The organism is Flavobacterium sp. UGB4466 (assembly GCF_903469665.1).
In the GTDB taxonomy this organism is placed as follows: Bacteria; Bacteroidota; Bacteroidia; order Flavobacteriales; family Flavobacteriaceae; genus Flavobacterium; species Flavobacterium lipolyticum.
The window spans coordinates 1-15,515 of sequence record NZ_CAGKLC010000097.1 but is presented as its reverse complement, the minus strand read 5'-3'; the positions used below and the strand labels follow the sequence as shown (position 1 = coordinate 15,515).

General features: G+C 35.1%; 14 protein-coding genes and 3 tRNA genes. 9 read left to right on the top strand and 8 right to left on the bottom strand.

The window, feature by feature from the left end; translation table 11 throughout:
• Positions 1-486: 486 nt before the first annotated feature.
• Entirely contained in the window at positions 487-1,626 is a 1,140-nt protein-coding gene (locus tag JO950_RS18060; RefSeq protein ID WP_202703887.1) for a PepSY domain-containing protein, read from the top strand.
• Positions 1,627-1,727: 101 nt separating this feature from the next.
• Here the strand turns inward: JO950_RS18060 and JO950_RS18055 are convergent.
• The 3 genes from JO950_RS18055 to JO950_RS18045 form a co-directional block, all read right to left on the bottom strand.
• Positions 1,728-1,810 (bottom strand) — tRNA-Leu (locus tag JO950_RS18055).
• A 41-nt stretch (positions 1,811-1,851) separates the two neighbouring features.
• Positions 1,852-1,924 (bottom strand) — tRNA-Lys (locus JO950_RS18050).
• A 38-nt stretch (positions 1,925-1,962) separates the two neighbouring features.
• Positions 1,963-2,035: transfer RNA gene (locus JO950_RS18045), tRNA-Lys, on the bottom strand.
• A 127-nt stretch (positions 2,036-2,162) separates the two neighbouring features.
• Between JO950_RS18045 and JO950_RS18040 the strand changes: the two genes are divergently transcribed.
• Positions 2,163-2,681 (top strand): shikimate kinase, encoded by a 519-nt coding sequence (locus JO950_RS18040; protein WP_202703886.1) that lies wholly within the window; start codon positions 2,163-2,165, stop codon positions 2,679-2,681.
• On the opposite strand, the gene JO950_RS18035 is transcribed toward JO950_RS18040, so the two are convergent.
• Together JO950_RS18035 and JO950_RS18030 are read right to left on the bottom strand one after the other, a co-directional pair.
• Positions 2,673-3,173: a phosphoribosyltransferase domain-containing protein gene (locus JO950_RS18035; protein WP_202703885.1), complete on the bottom strand. Its 501-nt coding sequence runs from the start codon at positions 3,171-3,173 to the stop codon at positions 2,673-2,675. The genes JO950_RS18040 and JO950_RS18035 overlap by 9 nt on opposite strands.
• A gap of 29 nt (positions 3,174-3,202) precedes the next feature.
• Entirely contained in the window at positions 3,203-3,592 is a 390-nt protein-coding gene (locus JO950_RS18030; protein WP_202703884.1) for an RNA-binding S4 domain-containing protein, read from the bottom strand.
• A 109-nt stretch (positions 3,593-3,701) separates the two neighbouring features.
• Here JO950_RS18030 and JO950_RS18025 point away from each other — a divergent pair, with 109 nt between their 5' ends.
• Positions 3,702-4,877 (top strand): FKBP-type peptidyl-prolyl cis-trans isomerase, encoded by a 1,176-nt coding sequence (locus JO950_RS18025; RefSeq protein WP_237732383.1) that lies wholly within the window; start codon positions 3,702-3,704, stop codon positions 4,875-4,877.
• 304 nt (positions 4,878-5,181) lie between these two features.
• On the opposite strand, the gene JO950_RS18020 is transcribed toward JO950_RS18025, so the two are convergent.
• The 3 genes from JO950_RS18020 to JO950_RS18010 form a co-directional block, all read right to left on the bottom strand.
• A complete protein-coding gene (locus tag JO950_RS18020) occupies positions 5,182-6,135 on the bottom strand; it encodes a transketolase family protein (RefSeq protein ID WP_202703882.1) in 954 nt (317 codons plus the stop codon).
• A gap of 75 nt (positions 6,136-6,210) precedes the next feature.
• The gene (locus JO950_RS18015) at positions 6,211-7,059 is read right to left on the bottom strand and encodes a transketolase (RefSeq protein ID WP_202703881.1); all 849 of its coding nucleotides are present in this window, start codon (positions 7,057-7,059) and stop codon (positions 6,211-6,213) included.
• 200 nt (positions 7,060-7,259) lie between these two features.
• Positions 7,260-8,120 (bottom strand): polysaccharide deacetylase family protein, encoded by an 861-nt coding sequence (locus JO950_RS18010; protein ID WP_202703880.1) that lies wholly within the window; start codon positions 8,118-8,120, stop codon positions 7,260-7,262.
• 395 nt (positions 8,121-8,515) lie between these two features.
• On the opposite strand from JO950_RS18010, the gene tgt reads away from it, so the two are divergent.
• The 6 genes from tgt to JO950_RS17980 all read left to right on the top strand — a co-directional run bounded on the left by tgt (position 8,516) and on the right by JO950_RS17980 (position 15,416).
• The gene (gene tgt, locus JO950_RS18005; protein ID WP_017498446.1) at positions 8,516-9,646 is read left to right on the top strand and encodes a tRNA guanosine(34) transglycosylase Tgt; all 1,131 of its coding nucleotides are present in this window, start codon (positions 8,516-8,518) and stop codon (positions 9,644-9,646) included.
• A gap of 66 nt (positions 9,647-9,712) precedes the next feature.
• Positions 9,713-10,801, top strand: coding sequence for an LptF/LptG family permease (locus JO950_RS18000; protein ID WP_202703879.1), 1,089 nt, complete (start codon positions 9,713-9,715; stop codon positions 10,799-10,801).
• Positions 10,788-11,681 (top strand): DMT family transporter, encoded by an 894-nt coding sequence (locus JO950_RS17995; RefSeq protein ID WP_202703878.1) that lies wholly within the window; start codon positions 10,788-10,790, stop codon positions 11,679-11,681. Before JO950_RS18000 ends, JO950_RS17995 begins: the two co-directional genes overlap by 14 nt.
• Before the next feature lie 47 nt (positions 11,682-11,728).
• Positions 11,729-13,660 carry an LTA synthase family protein gene (locus JO950_RS17990; RefSeq protein ID WP_202703888.1) on the top strand — a complete coding sequence of 644 codons (1,932 nt, stop codon included), beginning with the start codon at positions 11,729-11,731 and terminating at the stop codon, positions 13,658-13,660.
• 72 nt (positions 13,661-13,732) lie between these two features.
• Positions 13,733-14,320 carry a dual specificity protein phosphatase family protein gene (locus JO950_RS17985; protein WP_237732382.1) on the top strand — a complete coding sequence of 196 codons (588 nt, stop codon included), beginning with the start codon at positions 13,733-13,735 and terminating at the stop codon, positions 14,318-14,320.
• Positions 14,321-14,462: 142 nt separating this feature from the next.
• Positions 14,463-15,416 carry an acetyl-CoA carboxylase carboxyltransferase subunit alpha gene (locus JO950_RS17980; RefSeq protein ID WP_017498443.1) on the top strand — a complete coding sequence of 318 codons (954 nt, stop codon included), beginning with the start codon at positions 14,463-14,465 and terminating at the stop codon, positions 15,414-15,416.
• The last annotated feature ends 99 nt before the right edge of the window (positions 15,417-15,515 follow it).

The window sequence follows — 15,515 nt, the reverse complement described above, 5'->3', positions numbered from 1 at the left end:
ATGAGTATTGTTAAAAAACTTACAAAACCCTAGAGAAAATATCTCAGATAAAAGATTTTTTTTAAAAAAAAGTATCAGCAAATCAGTGTTTTGTTGATCTGTTTGGAATTGAATATTGGTAGTTTTTTTGTTTTTTTAAATATTGTATTTCTGTTTTGGGTATGATGATGAAGGGTTAAGGGGAAGTGTGTTTTGTTTGTGTGTTTTACTGGTATTTCTTAGTGAATGCAAATATATGAAGTGCTGATGTTGTTTTAATATTATTTGTATATTTTATTTGGAACAAATTAAAATAATTTACTTTTGGTAAAAAAAAAACATGAGAAGAATGAGGGGGTGTTGCTGAGTAGTTTTGCAATCACTTCGAGTCATATTTTGATACGTAATGCTTAGGTGAGAATATAGTTATCAGGGAAATTTTATCGACGTATCAGGTGGTTTTCTTTTTAGTGTTGAGGTTAATTTTTAATTTTTGGAATAATTTAGATGAGAAAAGTATTAAATAAAATACATCTATGGCTTGGGCTTATGTGTGGACTTGTTGTATTTGTAAGTATGTTGGCAGCCAGTATTTATGTATGGGAAAAAGAATTGTCTTCATGGTATCATAAAGAAAAATTATTTGTACCTGAAGTAAAAGAGGTGGTTTTACCATTGGATAGTCTTATGGTGATTGTTCAGAAAAAACATCCACTTGCTGATTATGTGGAGATTAGTAAAGACCCGAAAAAGTCCTATGTTTTTACAAGTTATGAAGAGAATACTAAGCCGCATTGGACGGCTGCTTCTGATTACGCAAATTATAGTAGTATTTATATAGATCAATATACCGGGAAAGAATTAGGTGAAGTTGATTTAAGGTACGACTGGATATCTAATATGAGGCTGCTCCATCAGAATCTATTGTTGACCTACGAGGTAGGACATTATATTGTGGGATTTTCAACTGTGTTTATTTTTATTCTGGTCTTAACTGGTATTTATTTGTGGTGGCCTAAAAATAAAGCAGCATTGAAACAAAGGATATGGTTTAAATGGAAAAATACCACTAGGTGGAAGCGTAAAAACTATGATATTCACAACATAGGAGGGATTTATACTTTTGTATTCATTCTGATTTTTGCTATTACCGGTTTAGTTTGGACTTTTGACTGGTGGACGAATGGGATATACAGGCTTTTAGGGAACGATCCGGAAAAGGTATGGGCTAAGGTTCCTGAAATCTCCAATAAGGAGGTTGTACAGGTAAAAGATCCCTTAGAGTATATTGTTAGGGATTCTAGGTTTAAGACATCTGAGTGGATTTCTGTTGGTTTGTCTTTGCCTGAGAAATCTTCTAAGGAAGCGGTTCCGGTTACTACTTATGTTAAACATGAAGGGAATTCAGGTTGGGATGAATCTGATAGTTATACTTATAATAGTCTTTCGGCTGAAAATTATTTTACGGTAACTCAAAACGATAAAACCCTTGGGGCAAAATGGAGGAATAGTAATTATGCTATTCACACGGGGAGTATTTATGGTTTTCCTACAAAAGTATTGGCGACATTTATTTCTTTGTTCTGTGCGTTACTTCCGGTGAGTGGTTTTTTGATATGGTGGGGACGAAATAAAAAGAAGCGATAATTTAGGATCGTTTTGTGATTGTTTCTAAAGAGATTAACAAGACGTAATTATCGAAAAAAAAAGCCTGCAAAATAATTTTTTGCAGGCTTTTTAATTTAAAGTGACCATGGAGGGATTTGAACCCTCACGCCCTTGCGAGCACCACCCCCTCAAGATGGCGAGTCTACCGTTTCTCCACATGGCCGAAAATTAAAAAAGGTCAAGTAAATTAATACTCGACCTTTGTGACCCGACTGGGGCTCGAACCCAGGACCCCATCATTAAAAGTGATGTGCTCTACCGACTGAGCTATCGAGTCAATGCTGTCAAGAAACTTATATTGTGAGTCACAATTTGTGACCCGACTGGGGCTCGAACCCAGGACCCCATCATTAAAAGTGATGTGCTCTACCAACTGAGCTATCGAGTCATATTCGTTTCTTGAACGCGGGTGCAAATATAAGAAGTTATTTTGGATATTTCCAAGCTTATTTATTATAAATTTGTCTTTTTTTAAGTAAAATTTACAACCTCTTAGTTTATAAGGTATTATTAAAATGAAAAAAATTATATTGTTAGGATATATGGGGTGCGGGAAGTCAACGATTGCCCAAAATATGTCAAAAATTACAAATATTCCATTTCTGGATTTGGACAAATGCATCGAAGAGAGAGCTAGTTTATCAATAAAGGAGATTTTCGAGAAACATGGAGAGATTTATTTTAGAAAATTAGAACATGAAATGTTTGTAGAATTGCTCCGGTCTCCTGAAAGAAGTATAATAGGTTTAGGAGGGGGAACACCTTGTTATGCCAATAATCATGAATTATTAAAAGGGGAAGATGTCATTTCAATCTATTTAAAGGCTTCTATCGAAACTTTATACGGAAGATTAGTTCACAATAAAAGTAAGCGTCCTTTAATTGCTGAAATGAATGAAGAGGAAATGAGAGAATTTATCGCGAAACATTTGTTCGACAGAAGCTTTTATTACAACCAGGCCCAATATAAGGTTACGGTTGATGATAAAACTGTCGAAGAAACGGTTCAGGATATTTTAGCTGTTTTAGCTTAAGAAGGCATAGTTGTCGCCGTTATCATCAAAAACAACCTGTACATGTTCTAATAAAGAAGTAGACAAAGAGATTCCTTTGAAATCGGCTTTTACCGGATACTTCTTGTGGTTTCTGTCAACCAATACTGCTGTCTTGAATTTCTTAAGCGGAACATCTAAGAAATGACGGACAGCATAGATTAAAGTAGTACCTGAATTTAAAACGTCATCTACTAAAACCAGACCTTTGTTTTCGTATTCTTCTTTGGTTAATGAGGTGTAGATAGGTGATTGTGGATTTTGTTTGTCGATTTTAACTTCGCAAAGAGAAACTTTAAGTGTTGAAATGCGGGTTAAGGACAAAGCAAGCTTTTGAGCAAAAACAGAACCATTCGAAGCAATTCCTGCAATTACGACTTCGTCTTCATCCACAAAAGTTTCGTATATCTGATAAGCGATACGTTTTATTTTGTGTTCGATTTCCTGATTGGTTAAAATGATATTTTTGCTCATGATTTATTTTTTTTGCTAATATAATTAATTTAAACTTCTTCTTCCTCATCAAATATTTCGTTGCCGTATTCGTCAATATCGCGACGGTCTTTTTTGGTAGGTCTTCCGGTACCGCTTTTGCGATAATGTTCTTTGGATAGTTTTAGTAATTCCAGATGAGCATATGTTTCAGGCGGAGTTTCGTTTTTTCGGTATATGTCAACCAATTTTGCTCCAACACGGCTTTCAGGGATGTCGAGTACAGTTATAATTTGTGTAATCTGATCTTTTCTAAAAGTAATTCTGTCGGTTGGAAAAACCTCTTTGGATGGTTTGGCAACCTGCCCATTTACAGTGATATGGTTCTTTTTGCAGGCTTCCGTAACCATGTTTCTGGTCTTGTAATATCGTACACACCAGAGGTATTTGTCTATTCTCATAATTTTTCTAAAATCGAAGTTAAAATCTTTACAAAAATAAATCAATATTGTATCTTGCGCACCTAAAAAATTAACAATAATGAATAAATTTAAATATTATTTTATTTTATTGCTTGCAGGTATTTCGTTTGTTTCTTGTAATAAAAAGGATGATGATGAAGTGGTGGTGGCTCCTTTAAAAGATTATCAGGAACAATTTAATATTGATAATGCAAATATTGAGGAATATTTAAAGACAAATTATATTACGGTAGTTGATAAGCCTGGAGATTTAACAGATCAGGATGTTACATTTACGAAGATTACTGATCCTGCGACGCAGCCTTCAATCATGTCTTATTTAAATAGTGCTACGTTTCCTAAGTTGTTAACTAGAAATGTGGATTTGCATGGAATAAAATATAAAATGTATTATTTGGTCTTGAGAGAAGGAACTGGTATATCGCCAATGAATACAGACGGTGTAGTAGCAGCTTATAAAGGGGAGTATTTAAAGCGAGTTGAGAAAACAGCTACGGATCCCGAGAAGTTAACCACTACATTCTTTGAGCAAGTTGTATATGTAAATAACATTGTGGATTTGTATAGTGCAATTATGGGATGGAGTGAAGTTTTTCCTCAATTTAAAAAAGGGACAAGTAAAGCGAATGCTGATGGAACTATGAGTTATAAGGACTTTGGTGCTGGAGTATTGTTTATTCCTTCGGGATTAGGATATTATGCAAATCCGCCTTCATCAGGCTCAATACCTGCTTATGCGCCTTTAATTTTTACAGTTAAATTGTATGATTTTAAAAGATTAGATCACGAAAACAATGGTTATTCCAGTGCGGGTGTTTTGATTGAGAATCCAGATGGGGTTTTTGATTATCAGGAAGATCTTAACGGGGATGGTTATGTTTATGATTACAGAAACACAACGTTGTATCCTAAAGCTCCTGAAAATTTGGATGATACTGATAAAGACGGAATTCCGGATTTCTTAGATCAGGACGATGATGGAGATGGTTTTACGACTCGATTTGAAGTTACTAAGCCTACTGACGCTCCATTTTCTGGTTTGAGTAAGTATTATCCGTATGATCCAATTTTAGATAATCCATCTACACCTAATATTGATGAGTCTGAGACTTGGGGAATACCGAGCAGGCCAAGTGGGGCTCTTACTGATCCTAGTAAGCCGGAATCTATAACAAATCCCAAAAAATTTGTTCCTGCAGATTATACGACACCAGGTAGAAAAAGGATTCATTTGGATAATACTTATCCATATAAACAAAATTAAGTTTTAAGTCATATTAAAATGTAAAACCTCGAAAGTGATTTCGGGGTTTTTTTATGGTTGACAGATGAGGGGATTTGAGCTTTTAGATTGACAGAGTTTTAAAAAGTTTGTTTCTCGTAGATGCTGTAGATGGAGGGTGTTTTTTTAATGTAGAGAAAAAGAAAGCTTAGTGTTTCATGGAATATATATGGAGGCTTATGGATGTTCTATGTCTAGTGTTCTTTTTTTCTAGAGGTAGGATCAAAACAAAAGACCCCGAAAATTGCTTTTCGGGGTCTTTTTATTAAGTAAGAAAATGAAATGATTATTTTCTTTTGATTACTCTTTCTACAGCTTCAACGATCGCCTGATTGTTTAGTTTGTATTTTTCCATTAGTTGTTCCGGAGTTCCGGATTCACCAAAACTGTCGTTAACAGCAACAAATTCTTGCGGTGCAGGATTGTTTAGAGCTAATACTCTTGAAACGCTTTCTCCAAGACCTCCAAGGATGTTGTGCTCTTCGGCAGTTACCACACATTTTGTTTTAGCTAATGATTTTAGAATAGCTTCTTCGTCAAGAGGTTTGATCGTGTGGATGTTGATTACTTCAGCAGAAATTCCTTTTGCTTCAAGGGTTTCAGCGGCGATAAGTGCCTCCCAAACTAAGTGTCCTGTTGCAACGATAGTTACGTCAGTTCCTTCGTTTAGTAAAATTGCTTTCCCAATTACGAAAGGCTCATCAGCAGGAGTGAAGTTAGGAACTACCGGACGACCGAAACGTAAGTAAGCCGGTCCGTGATGATCTGCTAATGCTAAAGTAGCAGCTTTAGTCTGATTGTAATCACAAGTATTGATTACAGTCATTCCTGGCAACATTTTCATTAATCCAATATCTTCAAGGATTTGGTGTGTTGCTCCGTCTTCACCTAGTGTTAAACCGGCGTGAGAAGCACAAATTTTTACGTTTTTATCAGAATAAGCAACTGATTGACGAATTTGGTCGTAAACTCTTCCTGTGGAGAAGTTAGCGAAAGTTCCTGTAAAAGGAATTTTTCCTCCAATAGTTAAACCTGCAGCGATTCCAATCATATTCGCTTCAGCGATTCCGATTTGAAAGAAACGTTCCGGGTGATTTTTTTTGAAATCATCAAATTTTAATGATCCAATTAAATCAGCACATAATGCTACAACATTTTCGTTTTTTTGACCTAGTTCAGTCATTCCCGCTCCAAAACCCGAACGAGTATCTTTACTTCCTGTATTTGTATATTTTTTCATTTTTGTTTTTTTGCTGTACGCGATAGGCTGTAGGCAATAGGCATAAAGCTTACTGCTTAAGGCTTAAAGCTGTTTTTAATAGTCTGCTAAAGTTGATGTGTTTTGAGCCAGAGCACTTGCCAACTGATCGTTGTTTGGTGCTTTACCGTGCCATGCATGTGTGTGCATCATAAAATCAACTCCGTTACCCATTTCTGTATATAGCAAAATGCAAACTGGTTTTCCTTTTCCGGTTTTTGATTTCGCATCGTTTAAACCTGCAATAATAGCTTCTATGTTGTTTCCTTCTTTAATTTCAAGAACGTCCCAGTCAAAAGCTTCAAATTTTGTACGAAGGCTTCCCATTGCTAAAACTTCGTCAGTTGTTCCGTCAATTTGTTTCCCGTTAACGTCTACAGTTGCAATAAGGTTGTCTACTTTTTTAGCAGAAGCATACATGATCGCTTCCCAGTTTTGACCTTCTTGTAATTCACCATCTCCGTGTAAGCTGTAAATTAAATGATTGTCACCATTTAATTTTTTTGCCTGTGCTGCACCAATAGCTACAGATAAACCTTGTCCTAGTGAACCAGAAGCCATGCGAATTCCAGGTAATCCTTCATGAGTTGTTGGATGTCCTTGCAAACGAGAGTTTAGTAATCTGAAAGTAGCAAGCTCTGAAACAGGGAAATAACCGCTACGTGCTAATACGCTATAAAAAACAGGAGAAATATGTCCGTTTGAAAGGAAGAAGATGTCTTCTCCGATTCCGTCCATATCAAAACCTTCTTTACGCTCCATAATGTTTTGGTACAGTGTTACCAAAAATTCAGTACAACCTAATGAACCACCTGGGTGACCTGAGTTGACAGCATGTACCATTCGAAGAATATCTCTTCTTACTTGGATAGTTAAATCGCTTAATTGTTGTGTGTTAGGCTTCATTTTATGTGTAAAAGTTAAACTGGTGCAAAAGTAATTTTTATTTTGCGGGGAGACAAATGATTTTCCGGTTTAGTTTGCGCTAATGATGAAATTATCCCACTTTTTTGTGTCAATATGGAGAAAAAATGGGTTGTTTTGGTTTTGTAATGCCCAAAAAAGGCAAGGCCATGATTTTAAAGGGGAATGGGCTAATTGTCAAATTATCTAATTGATGCAATCTCTCGCCAGGTCACTAGTTGAATGTTATTTTCTTTCAGCTTTGCACCGCAGTCTTCACTGGTGAAAAAGTCAAAGTCAATTTGTCGCCAGGCCGAACCAAAATTGGGATGATTTAGGGTGATGCCCTGCATTTCGAAATCGTCAAAAGCAGGGTGAAGCAGAAATACATTTAATCCCGGAATAGCATTGTCCAGCGCCTTGGAGTATGATTTCCTTAATTCTCCTTTTTCAAAGTCCGAAAAATATCCAATCAATAAATGATCAGCGAGAAGAGTGTCTTCAAAATGGTATTTTTCGTTAGATAAACTGATGGATTCAACAAATTGTTTGTTAATGAAAACCGGAAGATTATATTGTTTTCCGAGTTCTTTATAGATTTCTAAAATTGCAGGAGTTACACCCACGCTGCACATGTGTGAATCAAGATGGGTAGGCTGTATTCCAAATTGTAAAGCTTTTTCGATTTGAGCGGTAAGTTCTTTCCTGATTTCAGGAAGTTTGGCATTATTTTTAAAATCAGTTCTGTTTTTGTAGAAATGACCATTTTGATCAGTTAAACTTGAAACCTCAGAAAGCGGAAGGACCGGACCAAATTTGTAATACTCCCACTCGCAGGTTAAGGTGAGGTGAATACCACAATCGTACTGTGGATTGTCTTTGGCAAAATTAGCCATTTCGAAAAACCATGGACAGGGAACCATTATGCTGTAAGAGTTTACAAAGCCATTTTGCAGTGTTTTTATGGTCGCCTGATTTTCAGAATGAGACAGACCAGCATCATCAGCATGAATAATTAATAGTTTAGTGTTTTCAGGATATCCAAGTTTTTGTGCTAGGTTCATTTTTTAGTTGTCTTTTTGTATAGAGGAGATTAAGCGGATTTTCTGTTTTATCAAATTTAGATTTTTTTCATGATAAATGTGCATTAAGGTTTCAAGTTTTAGGTTTCAGGTTTCAAGTTTCAGGTTTCAAGTTTCAGGTTTCAAGTTTCACGTTTCAAGTTTCAGGTTTTAGGTTTCAGGTTTCAGTGTTAAAAGTTTCAAGTTTCAGGTTTCATTCGCATTAATAATAAAGTTGTCTAAATAATCAGACTATCTAACAATCCAATAATCTAACAATCCAATAATCTAACAATCCAGTAATCCAACATCTAAATGATCTAATTATCTAATTGCCTAATTATCTAATTAATTTTCCCTGAAATTAGCTTATCTTTGCCGACTGAAAAAAGAAACAGATGAAGTTTGATTTATTACAAAGAGATCCGCAATCTAAAGCAAGAGCGGGAAGTATTACTACAGATCACGGTGTAATCGAAACGCCTATTTTTATGCCAGTTGGGACGGTGGCTTCTGTAAAAGGAGTGCATCAGCGAGAACTTAAAGACGATATCAATCCGGATATTATTCTTGGAAATACCTATCATTTGTATTTACGTCCGCAGACCGAAATTTTGGAGAAAGCAGGTGGATTGCATAAATTTATGAATTGGGATCGTAATATTCTAACAGATTCTGGAGGATATCAGGTGTACTCTCTTTCTAATAACAGAAAAATTAAGGAAGAAGGAGTAAAGTTCAAATCTCATATTGATGGTTCGTACCACTTTTTTTCGCCAGAAAGCGTAATGGAAATTCAACGTACTATTGGAGCCGATATTATTATGGCTTTTGATGAATGTACGCCATACCCATGTGATTACAGATATGCACAGCGTTCGATGCACATGACCCACCGCTGGTTAGATCGTTGTATCAATCACTTGGATAAAGTGCCTTATAAATATGGATACGAGCAAACATTTTTTCCAATTGTTCAGGGAAGTACTTATAAAGATTTACGTCGTCAGTCGGCAGAATATATTGCCAATGCAGGACAACAAGGAAATGCAATTGGAGGTTTGTCTGTAGGAGAACCTGCAGAAGAAATGTATGCCATGACCGAAGTAGTTTGCGAAATTTTACCGGAGGACAAACCACGTTATTTAATGGGGGTTGGAACTCCGATTAATATTTTAGAAAATATTGCTTTAGGAATCGATATGTTCGATTGTGTAATGCCAACCCGTAATGCCAGAAACGGTATGTTGTTTACAGCAAACGGAACCATCAACATCAAGAATAAAAAGTGGGAAGCTGATTTTTCTCCAATCGATGAAATGGGACATACTTTTGTGGATACAGAATACACAAAAGCGTATTTACGTCACTTATTTGCGGCTAATGAGTATTTAGGAAAACAAATTGCGACTATTCACAATCTTGGTTTTTACATGTGGTTGGTTCGTGAAGCCAGAAAACATATCTTAGCAGGCGATTTCAGACCATGGAAAGAAATGATGGTTAAAAATATGAGTCAAAGACTATAAAAAAGTTGATTTGTTTAATCGATTATTCGGTTAATCGATTAAACAAATCAACGATTAAACTTTGCTATGTTAACGATAATAGATAAGTATATTTTAAAAAGATATTTAGCCACTTTCTCGGTGATGATCTTGTTATTTATTCCAATTGGAATTGTAATTGACGTTTCTGAAAAGGTGAATAAGATGTTGGAAAATAAAGTTCCGTTTACTGCAATTGCGATTTATTATTACAATTTTACGGTTTATTTTGCGAACTCGCTCTTTCCGATCTTTTTGTTTTTATCTGTAATTTGGTTTACTTCAAAACTGGCCAATAATACAGAAATTATTGCTGTCTTAAGTTCCGGAATTTCATATTCACGTTTTTTAAGACCTTATATTATTGGCGCTTCAATCGTTTCGGTTTTTGTGCTTTTATTGGGATTTTTTATTGTTCCTGCGGCCAGTGAAGGTTTTAATAATTTTAGGTATACTTACTTAAAAGGCAACGGAAAAGTAGAGATGTTGGGTAATAATACCAATGTATATCGACAAATTAATGACAACGATTTTATTTTTGTCAATAGCTTTAATGAAGAGTCTAAAACAGCCTTTAATTTTACATTAGAACATTTCGAAAATGAAAAGCTGAACTATAAAATTACGGCCAGCCGTATCAAATGGGATCCTAAATCTAAGACTTATGCTTTGTATGATTATACAAAAAGAACTCTAGGAGAATTAAACGATCAGATCGAAAAAAGTCCTGAGAAAAGAGTTGCTTTCAAGTTTGAACTAGCCGATTTAACTCCCGTAGTTTACATTGCAGAAACCTTACCGCTTGGAAAACTGATCGATTTTATTGAAAAAGAACGTAAAAGAGGTTCGGGGAATATTAATACTTATTTAGTTGTATTGTACAAAAAATACAGTGTACCCGTTTCTGCTTTTATTCTGACTATTATCGCGGTGGCGGTTTCATCAATGAAGCGCCGTGGAGGTATGGGGACGAATCTGGCGATCGGAATTGCAATTGCCTTTTCGTTTGTATTTTTTGACAAAATATTCGGAACATTAGCCGAAAAATCTACCTTCTCACCTTTATTTGCTGTTTGGTTCCCGAATATTGTTTTCGGAATCCTGGCAGTTTACTTATTACGTAATGCGAAACGATAATTTAAAAAGTTATTTAAATCTTCATTTAATTGTTTTTATATGGGGTTTCACGGCCATTTTGGGTGCTTTGATAACTATTGATGCCGAAAATCTGGTTTGGTTCAGAATGCTTCTCGCGGGAGTTTTTCTCGCAGCATTTATTGTGTACAAAAAACAATCATTTGTAATCTCGGCGACTTCCTTTGCGAAACTGATTTTTGTAGGATTACTGATTGCGCTTCACTGGATTTTCTTTTTTAGAGCGATACACGTTTCCAACGTTTCTATAACACTTTCGATATTCTCACTCGGTGCATTTTTTGCGTCGTTACTGGAACCACTTTTTTACGGAAGAAAAATTTTATTCTACGAAGTTTTCTTCGGATTGATTATTATGGCCGGTTTAGCATTGATTATGCAGGTCGAGGTAAAGTATCTGCATGGAATGTATTATGCCTTAGCTGCTATTATTCTGGGGGTTTTATTTACTTTAATGAATGGAAAATTGATAACAGAACACCATCCTTCTGTAATTACTTTTTATGAGTTTGCCGCCGGAGTATTCTTTATTTCAATTTATTTTTTAGTACAGGGAAAATTCACTGCCGATTTTTTTAGAATGTCACTAAACAACTGGGCTTTATTGTTTGTTTTGGCTTCGGTTTGTACCGCTTATGCCTTTACTGCTTCAGTGAAAGTGATGCAGAAATTAACGCCTTATACCGTGATGTTAACGACTAATTTAGAGCCTGTTTACGGAATTATGCTGGCTTATTTTATTCTTGGAGAAAAAGAAAAAATGAGCACCGAATTTTATATTGGCGCCCTGATAATTGTAGTTACGGTTATTGCGAATGGTATGATAAAACATTATTTAGAAAATAAAAAACCTAAAAAGTAAGATTTGTCTTATATTTGTGTTTTATTTGAAAAATAATGTTACGCAAAATGTATGATAATTTCCGATTAAATGAGTTAAAGGTTCTTCTTTACAGACTTTCATTAGCTTATATTTTTTATTTCCTTGCGAGGATTCTCTTTTATTTGTTCAATAAAAATTTGCTCAAAGTTGATTCTGTTCTCGAATTGCTGAGACTTTCTTATTATGGGCTTGCTTTTGATACAACAGCTATTTTGTATGTCAATTTGCTTTTTATTGTATTATCAATTCTTCCATTAGTTAAAAACACCAGTAAAGGATATCAAAAAATCCTTTTTTATCTTTATTTTGGTACGAACTTAACCGCTTATGCAACCAATTTTGTAGATTTCATTTATTACAAGTATACTTTTGCCAGAACTACAATGGCGGTAATGAATGTTCTGGAACATGAGACGAATAAAAAGATATTAGCTTTTAGTTTCATGATCGATTATTGGTATGTCTTTCTTTTGTTTTTTGTTTTTGCGACACTTTGGATAGGATTGTACAACGAAGTGAAGGTTAAAATGCAGATTCATCTGAATAGGATTTATTATTTTGGATTTTCGATTCTTACCTTTTTACTTATTGTTTTATTAGTAATTGGCGGTATCAGAGGAGGAGATTTTAAAAAATCAACCAGACCTATTAATCTTTTGGATGCCAGTGATCATGTAACCCGTATTGCGCATTCGGATATTGTTCTTAATACGCCTTTTGCAATTATCAGAACATTATTTACCAACAGCTTTGCCAAACCTGATTATAAGGATGTAAACGAAGAAGTGATACTTGAAAAAGTGCAGCCTATAAAACAGTACGCCAATAATCCGGTTACGAAACCCAATATTGTTCTTTTTATACTTGAAAGTTATGGAAGAGAATATATAGGTGCTTTTAACAAAGAAGCTAAGATTCGCAATTACAAAAGTCATGCGCCATTTTTGGATTCTTTGTCTCAGCATAGTTTGATTTTTACAAATGCCTATGCAAACGGACGACAGTCGATACATGGAATGTCGTCTGTTTTGGCTGGAATTCCGTCTTTTAAGGATGCGTTTACGTCATCGCCTTATCCCAAACAAAAGATTGAATCGTTGGTTTCTACATTAAAAGGGATTGGCTATACTACTTCTTTCTTTCATGGTGCTGCTAATGGTTCGATGGGATTTTTGGGTTTTGCGAACATTCTGGGCATTGATCATTATTATGGAAGAACGGAGTTTAATGATGATTCTCAGTTCGATGGTTATTGGGGAATTTGGGATGAACCCTTTTTGCAGTTTATGGAGAAAACCCTCAATAAGGAGCAAACGCCTTTTTTTGCCAGTGTATTTACGGTTTCTTCTCATGAACCTTATATTATTCCCGATAAGTATAAAAACAGATTTAATGAAGGTGGCGTACCCATACATAAATGTGTGGAATATACAGATTATGCCCTGAAGAGATTTTTTGATGAGGCTAAAAAGGCTCCCTGGTTTTCTAATACCATATTTGTTTTTGTGGCCGACCATTGTAATCAGGTTTATTACGACGAATATCAAAAGGCAATAAATCATTATGCTGTTCCAATTATTATATACCATTCTAATAGTAAATATGTAGGTGTTGATACTGATTTTGCCCAACAAATTGATATTTACCCGACGATTCTGGATATGATAGGTTATAGAAGACCTTTTAGAAGTTGGGGAAGAAGTTTATTGGATAAAAAAGATTCAGCTCCGTTTGTGATCAATTCAACCGGTACAATTTATCAGTTTTCTAAAGGAAATTACATCTGTACTTTTGATGGGCAAAAGGTTTTAGGTTTCTATGATAAGAATGATAAAGATTTAAAGAAAAATTTGATAGGCAGTAGAAATGCGGAGATGAATGAGATCGATGTAAATTGTAAGGCTTTTATTCAGGACTATTATGATCGTATAATGGATCACAAATTATATTACGAATAAGAAAGTGGTTTCTTTTTTATTTTTATTGCTTTTTTTGTAGTAATTTCGCTACAAAAAAAGTGAAGTATGAATATGAAAAAGAAAATTATTGCCTCTTTGGTTGTGGCAGTTGTGCTAGTTTGGATTGTAAAATATGTTTATGATGTACATGTCAATCATAATTTTGAGACCATAACAAAGAATAAAGTGTACAAATCCGGTGTAATTCCGCCTGATCAATTGGAACGTTATATTAAGAAATACCGTATTAGATCGGTTATTGATTTGCGTTTTCCGGGAACGCAGGATTTAAAAAACAATCCGGAAATTCCTTCAGAACTAACCGCTGAAAAAAATGCGATTGAGAAAATAAAAGGAGTGAATTATTTTAATAACGGATCCGATCAGATTCCTACTCAGGAGAATCTGGATGCTTTTTTTAAGATAATGGATAATGAAAATAACTATCCGGTTTTGATCCATTGTTATCATGGTATTGGCAGAGCTCAGTTGTATTCGGCGTTGTATCGTATAGAATATGAGGGTTTTGCAAATGAAGCGGCTCGCAAAAAGATCAGAATGATACTTAAATTTAGCTCTTTTGACGATGGTACTCCAAAAGGGGAGTATCTGAAAAACTACAAGCACAGAAAAAAGTGCAAATTGAAAGAGGCAATTTAAGGACTAGTATGACAGGTTCTAAAAGAGCATTTTGAAGTAAATCTTAAATCTATTTTTTTATACTTTAATATTAAATTAGAGAAATAAACAGTTTAATATTTTTATATTTGCGGTTCGATTTACAAACAAAATTCAAAAATCCATGGAATATTTAGATTTTGAGCTTCCGATTAAAGAACTTGAAGAACAGTTAGAAAAGTGTGTCATAATTGGAAAAGAATCTGATGTTGATGTAACACCAACCTGCAAGGAAATCAACAAAAAATTAGAGCAAACTAAGAAAGAAATATACAAAAACCTTACAGCCTGGCAACGTGTTCAGCTGTCAAGACATCCAAATAGACCTTATACTTTAGATTATATCAAAGCACTCTGCGGAGATACATTTTTAGAGCTTCACGGAGACAGAAGTTTTAAAGATGATAAAGCGATGGTGGGTGGATTAGGAAAAATAAACGGACAGTCGTTTATGATCGTAGGTCAGCAAAAAGGTTTCAATACCAAAACCCGTCAGTACCGTAATTTTGGTATGGCAAACCCTGAAGGATACCGCAAAGCTTTGCGTTTGATGAAAATGGCAGAGAAGTTTGGAATCCCGGTTTTAACTTTAGTAGACACTCCGGGTGCATATCCGGGACTTGAGGCTGAAGAAAGAGGGCAGGGAGAGGCCATCGCCAGAAACATTTTTGAAATGGTTCGTTTGCAAGTGCCTATTATCACTATTATTGTTGGTGAAGGAGCTTCAGGAGGAGCATTAGGAATTGGTGTAGGAGATAAAGTGTATATGTTAGAGAATACCTGGTATTCTGTAATTTCTCCAGAATCTTGTTCTTCAATTTTATGGAAAAGCTGGGAGTACAAAGAACGTGCTGCCGACGCTTTAAAATTGACTTCATCTGATATGAAAAAACAAAAATTAGTTGATGATGTGATCCCGGAACCATTAGGAGGAGCACACTACGATCGCGAAACCACTTTCAAAACAGTAGCGGAGTACATCACTAAAGGATATAATGAATTGAAAGACTTATCAACACATGATCTGATTGCCCAAAGAATGGACAAGTACAGTAAGATGGGGGAGTATAAAGAGTAAATTCTTACAAAATGAATTAAAATCCGAAGCCTTACAGTTTCGGATTTTTTTTTGGTTATGAACAAAAAAACATATTTATAAACGATTAATAGTTATAAC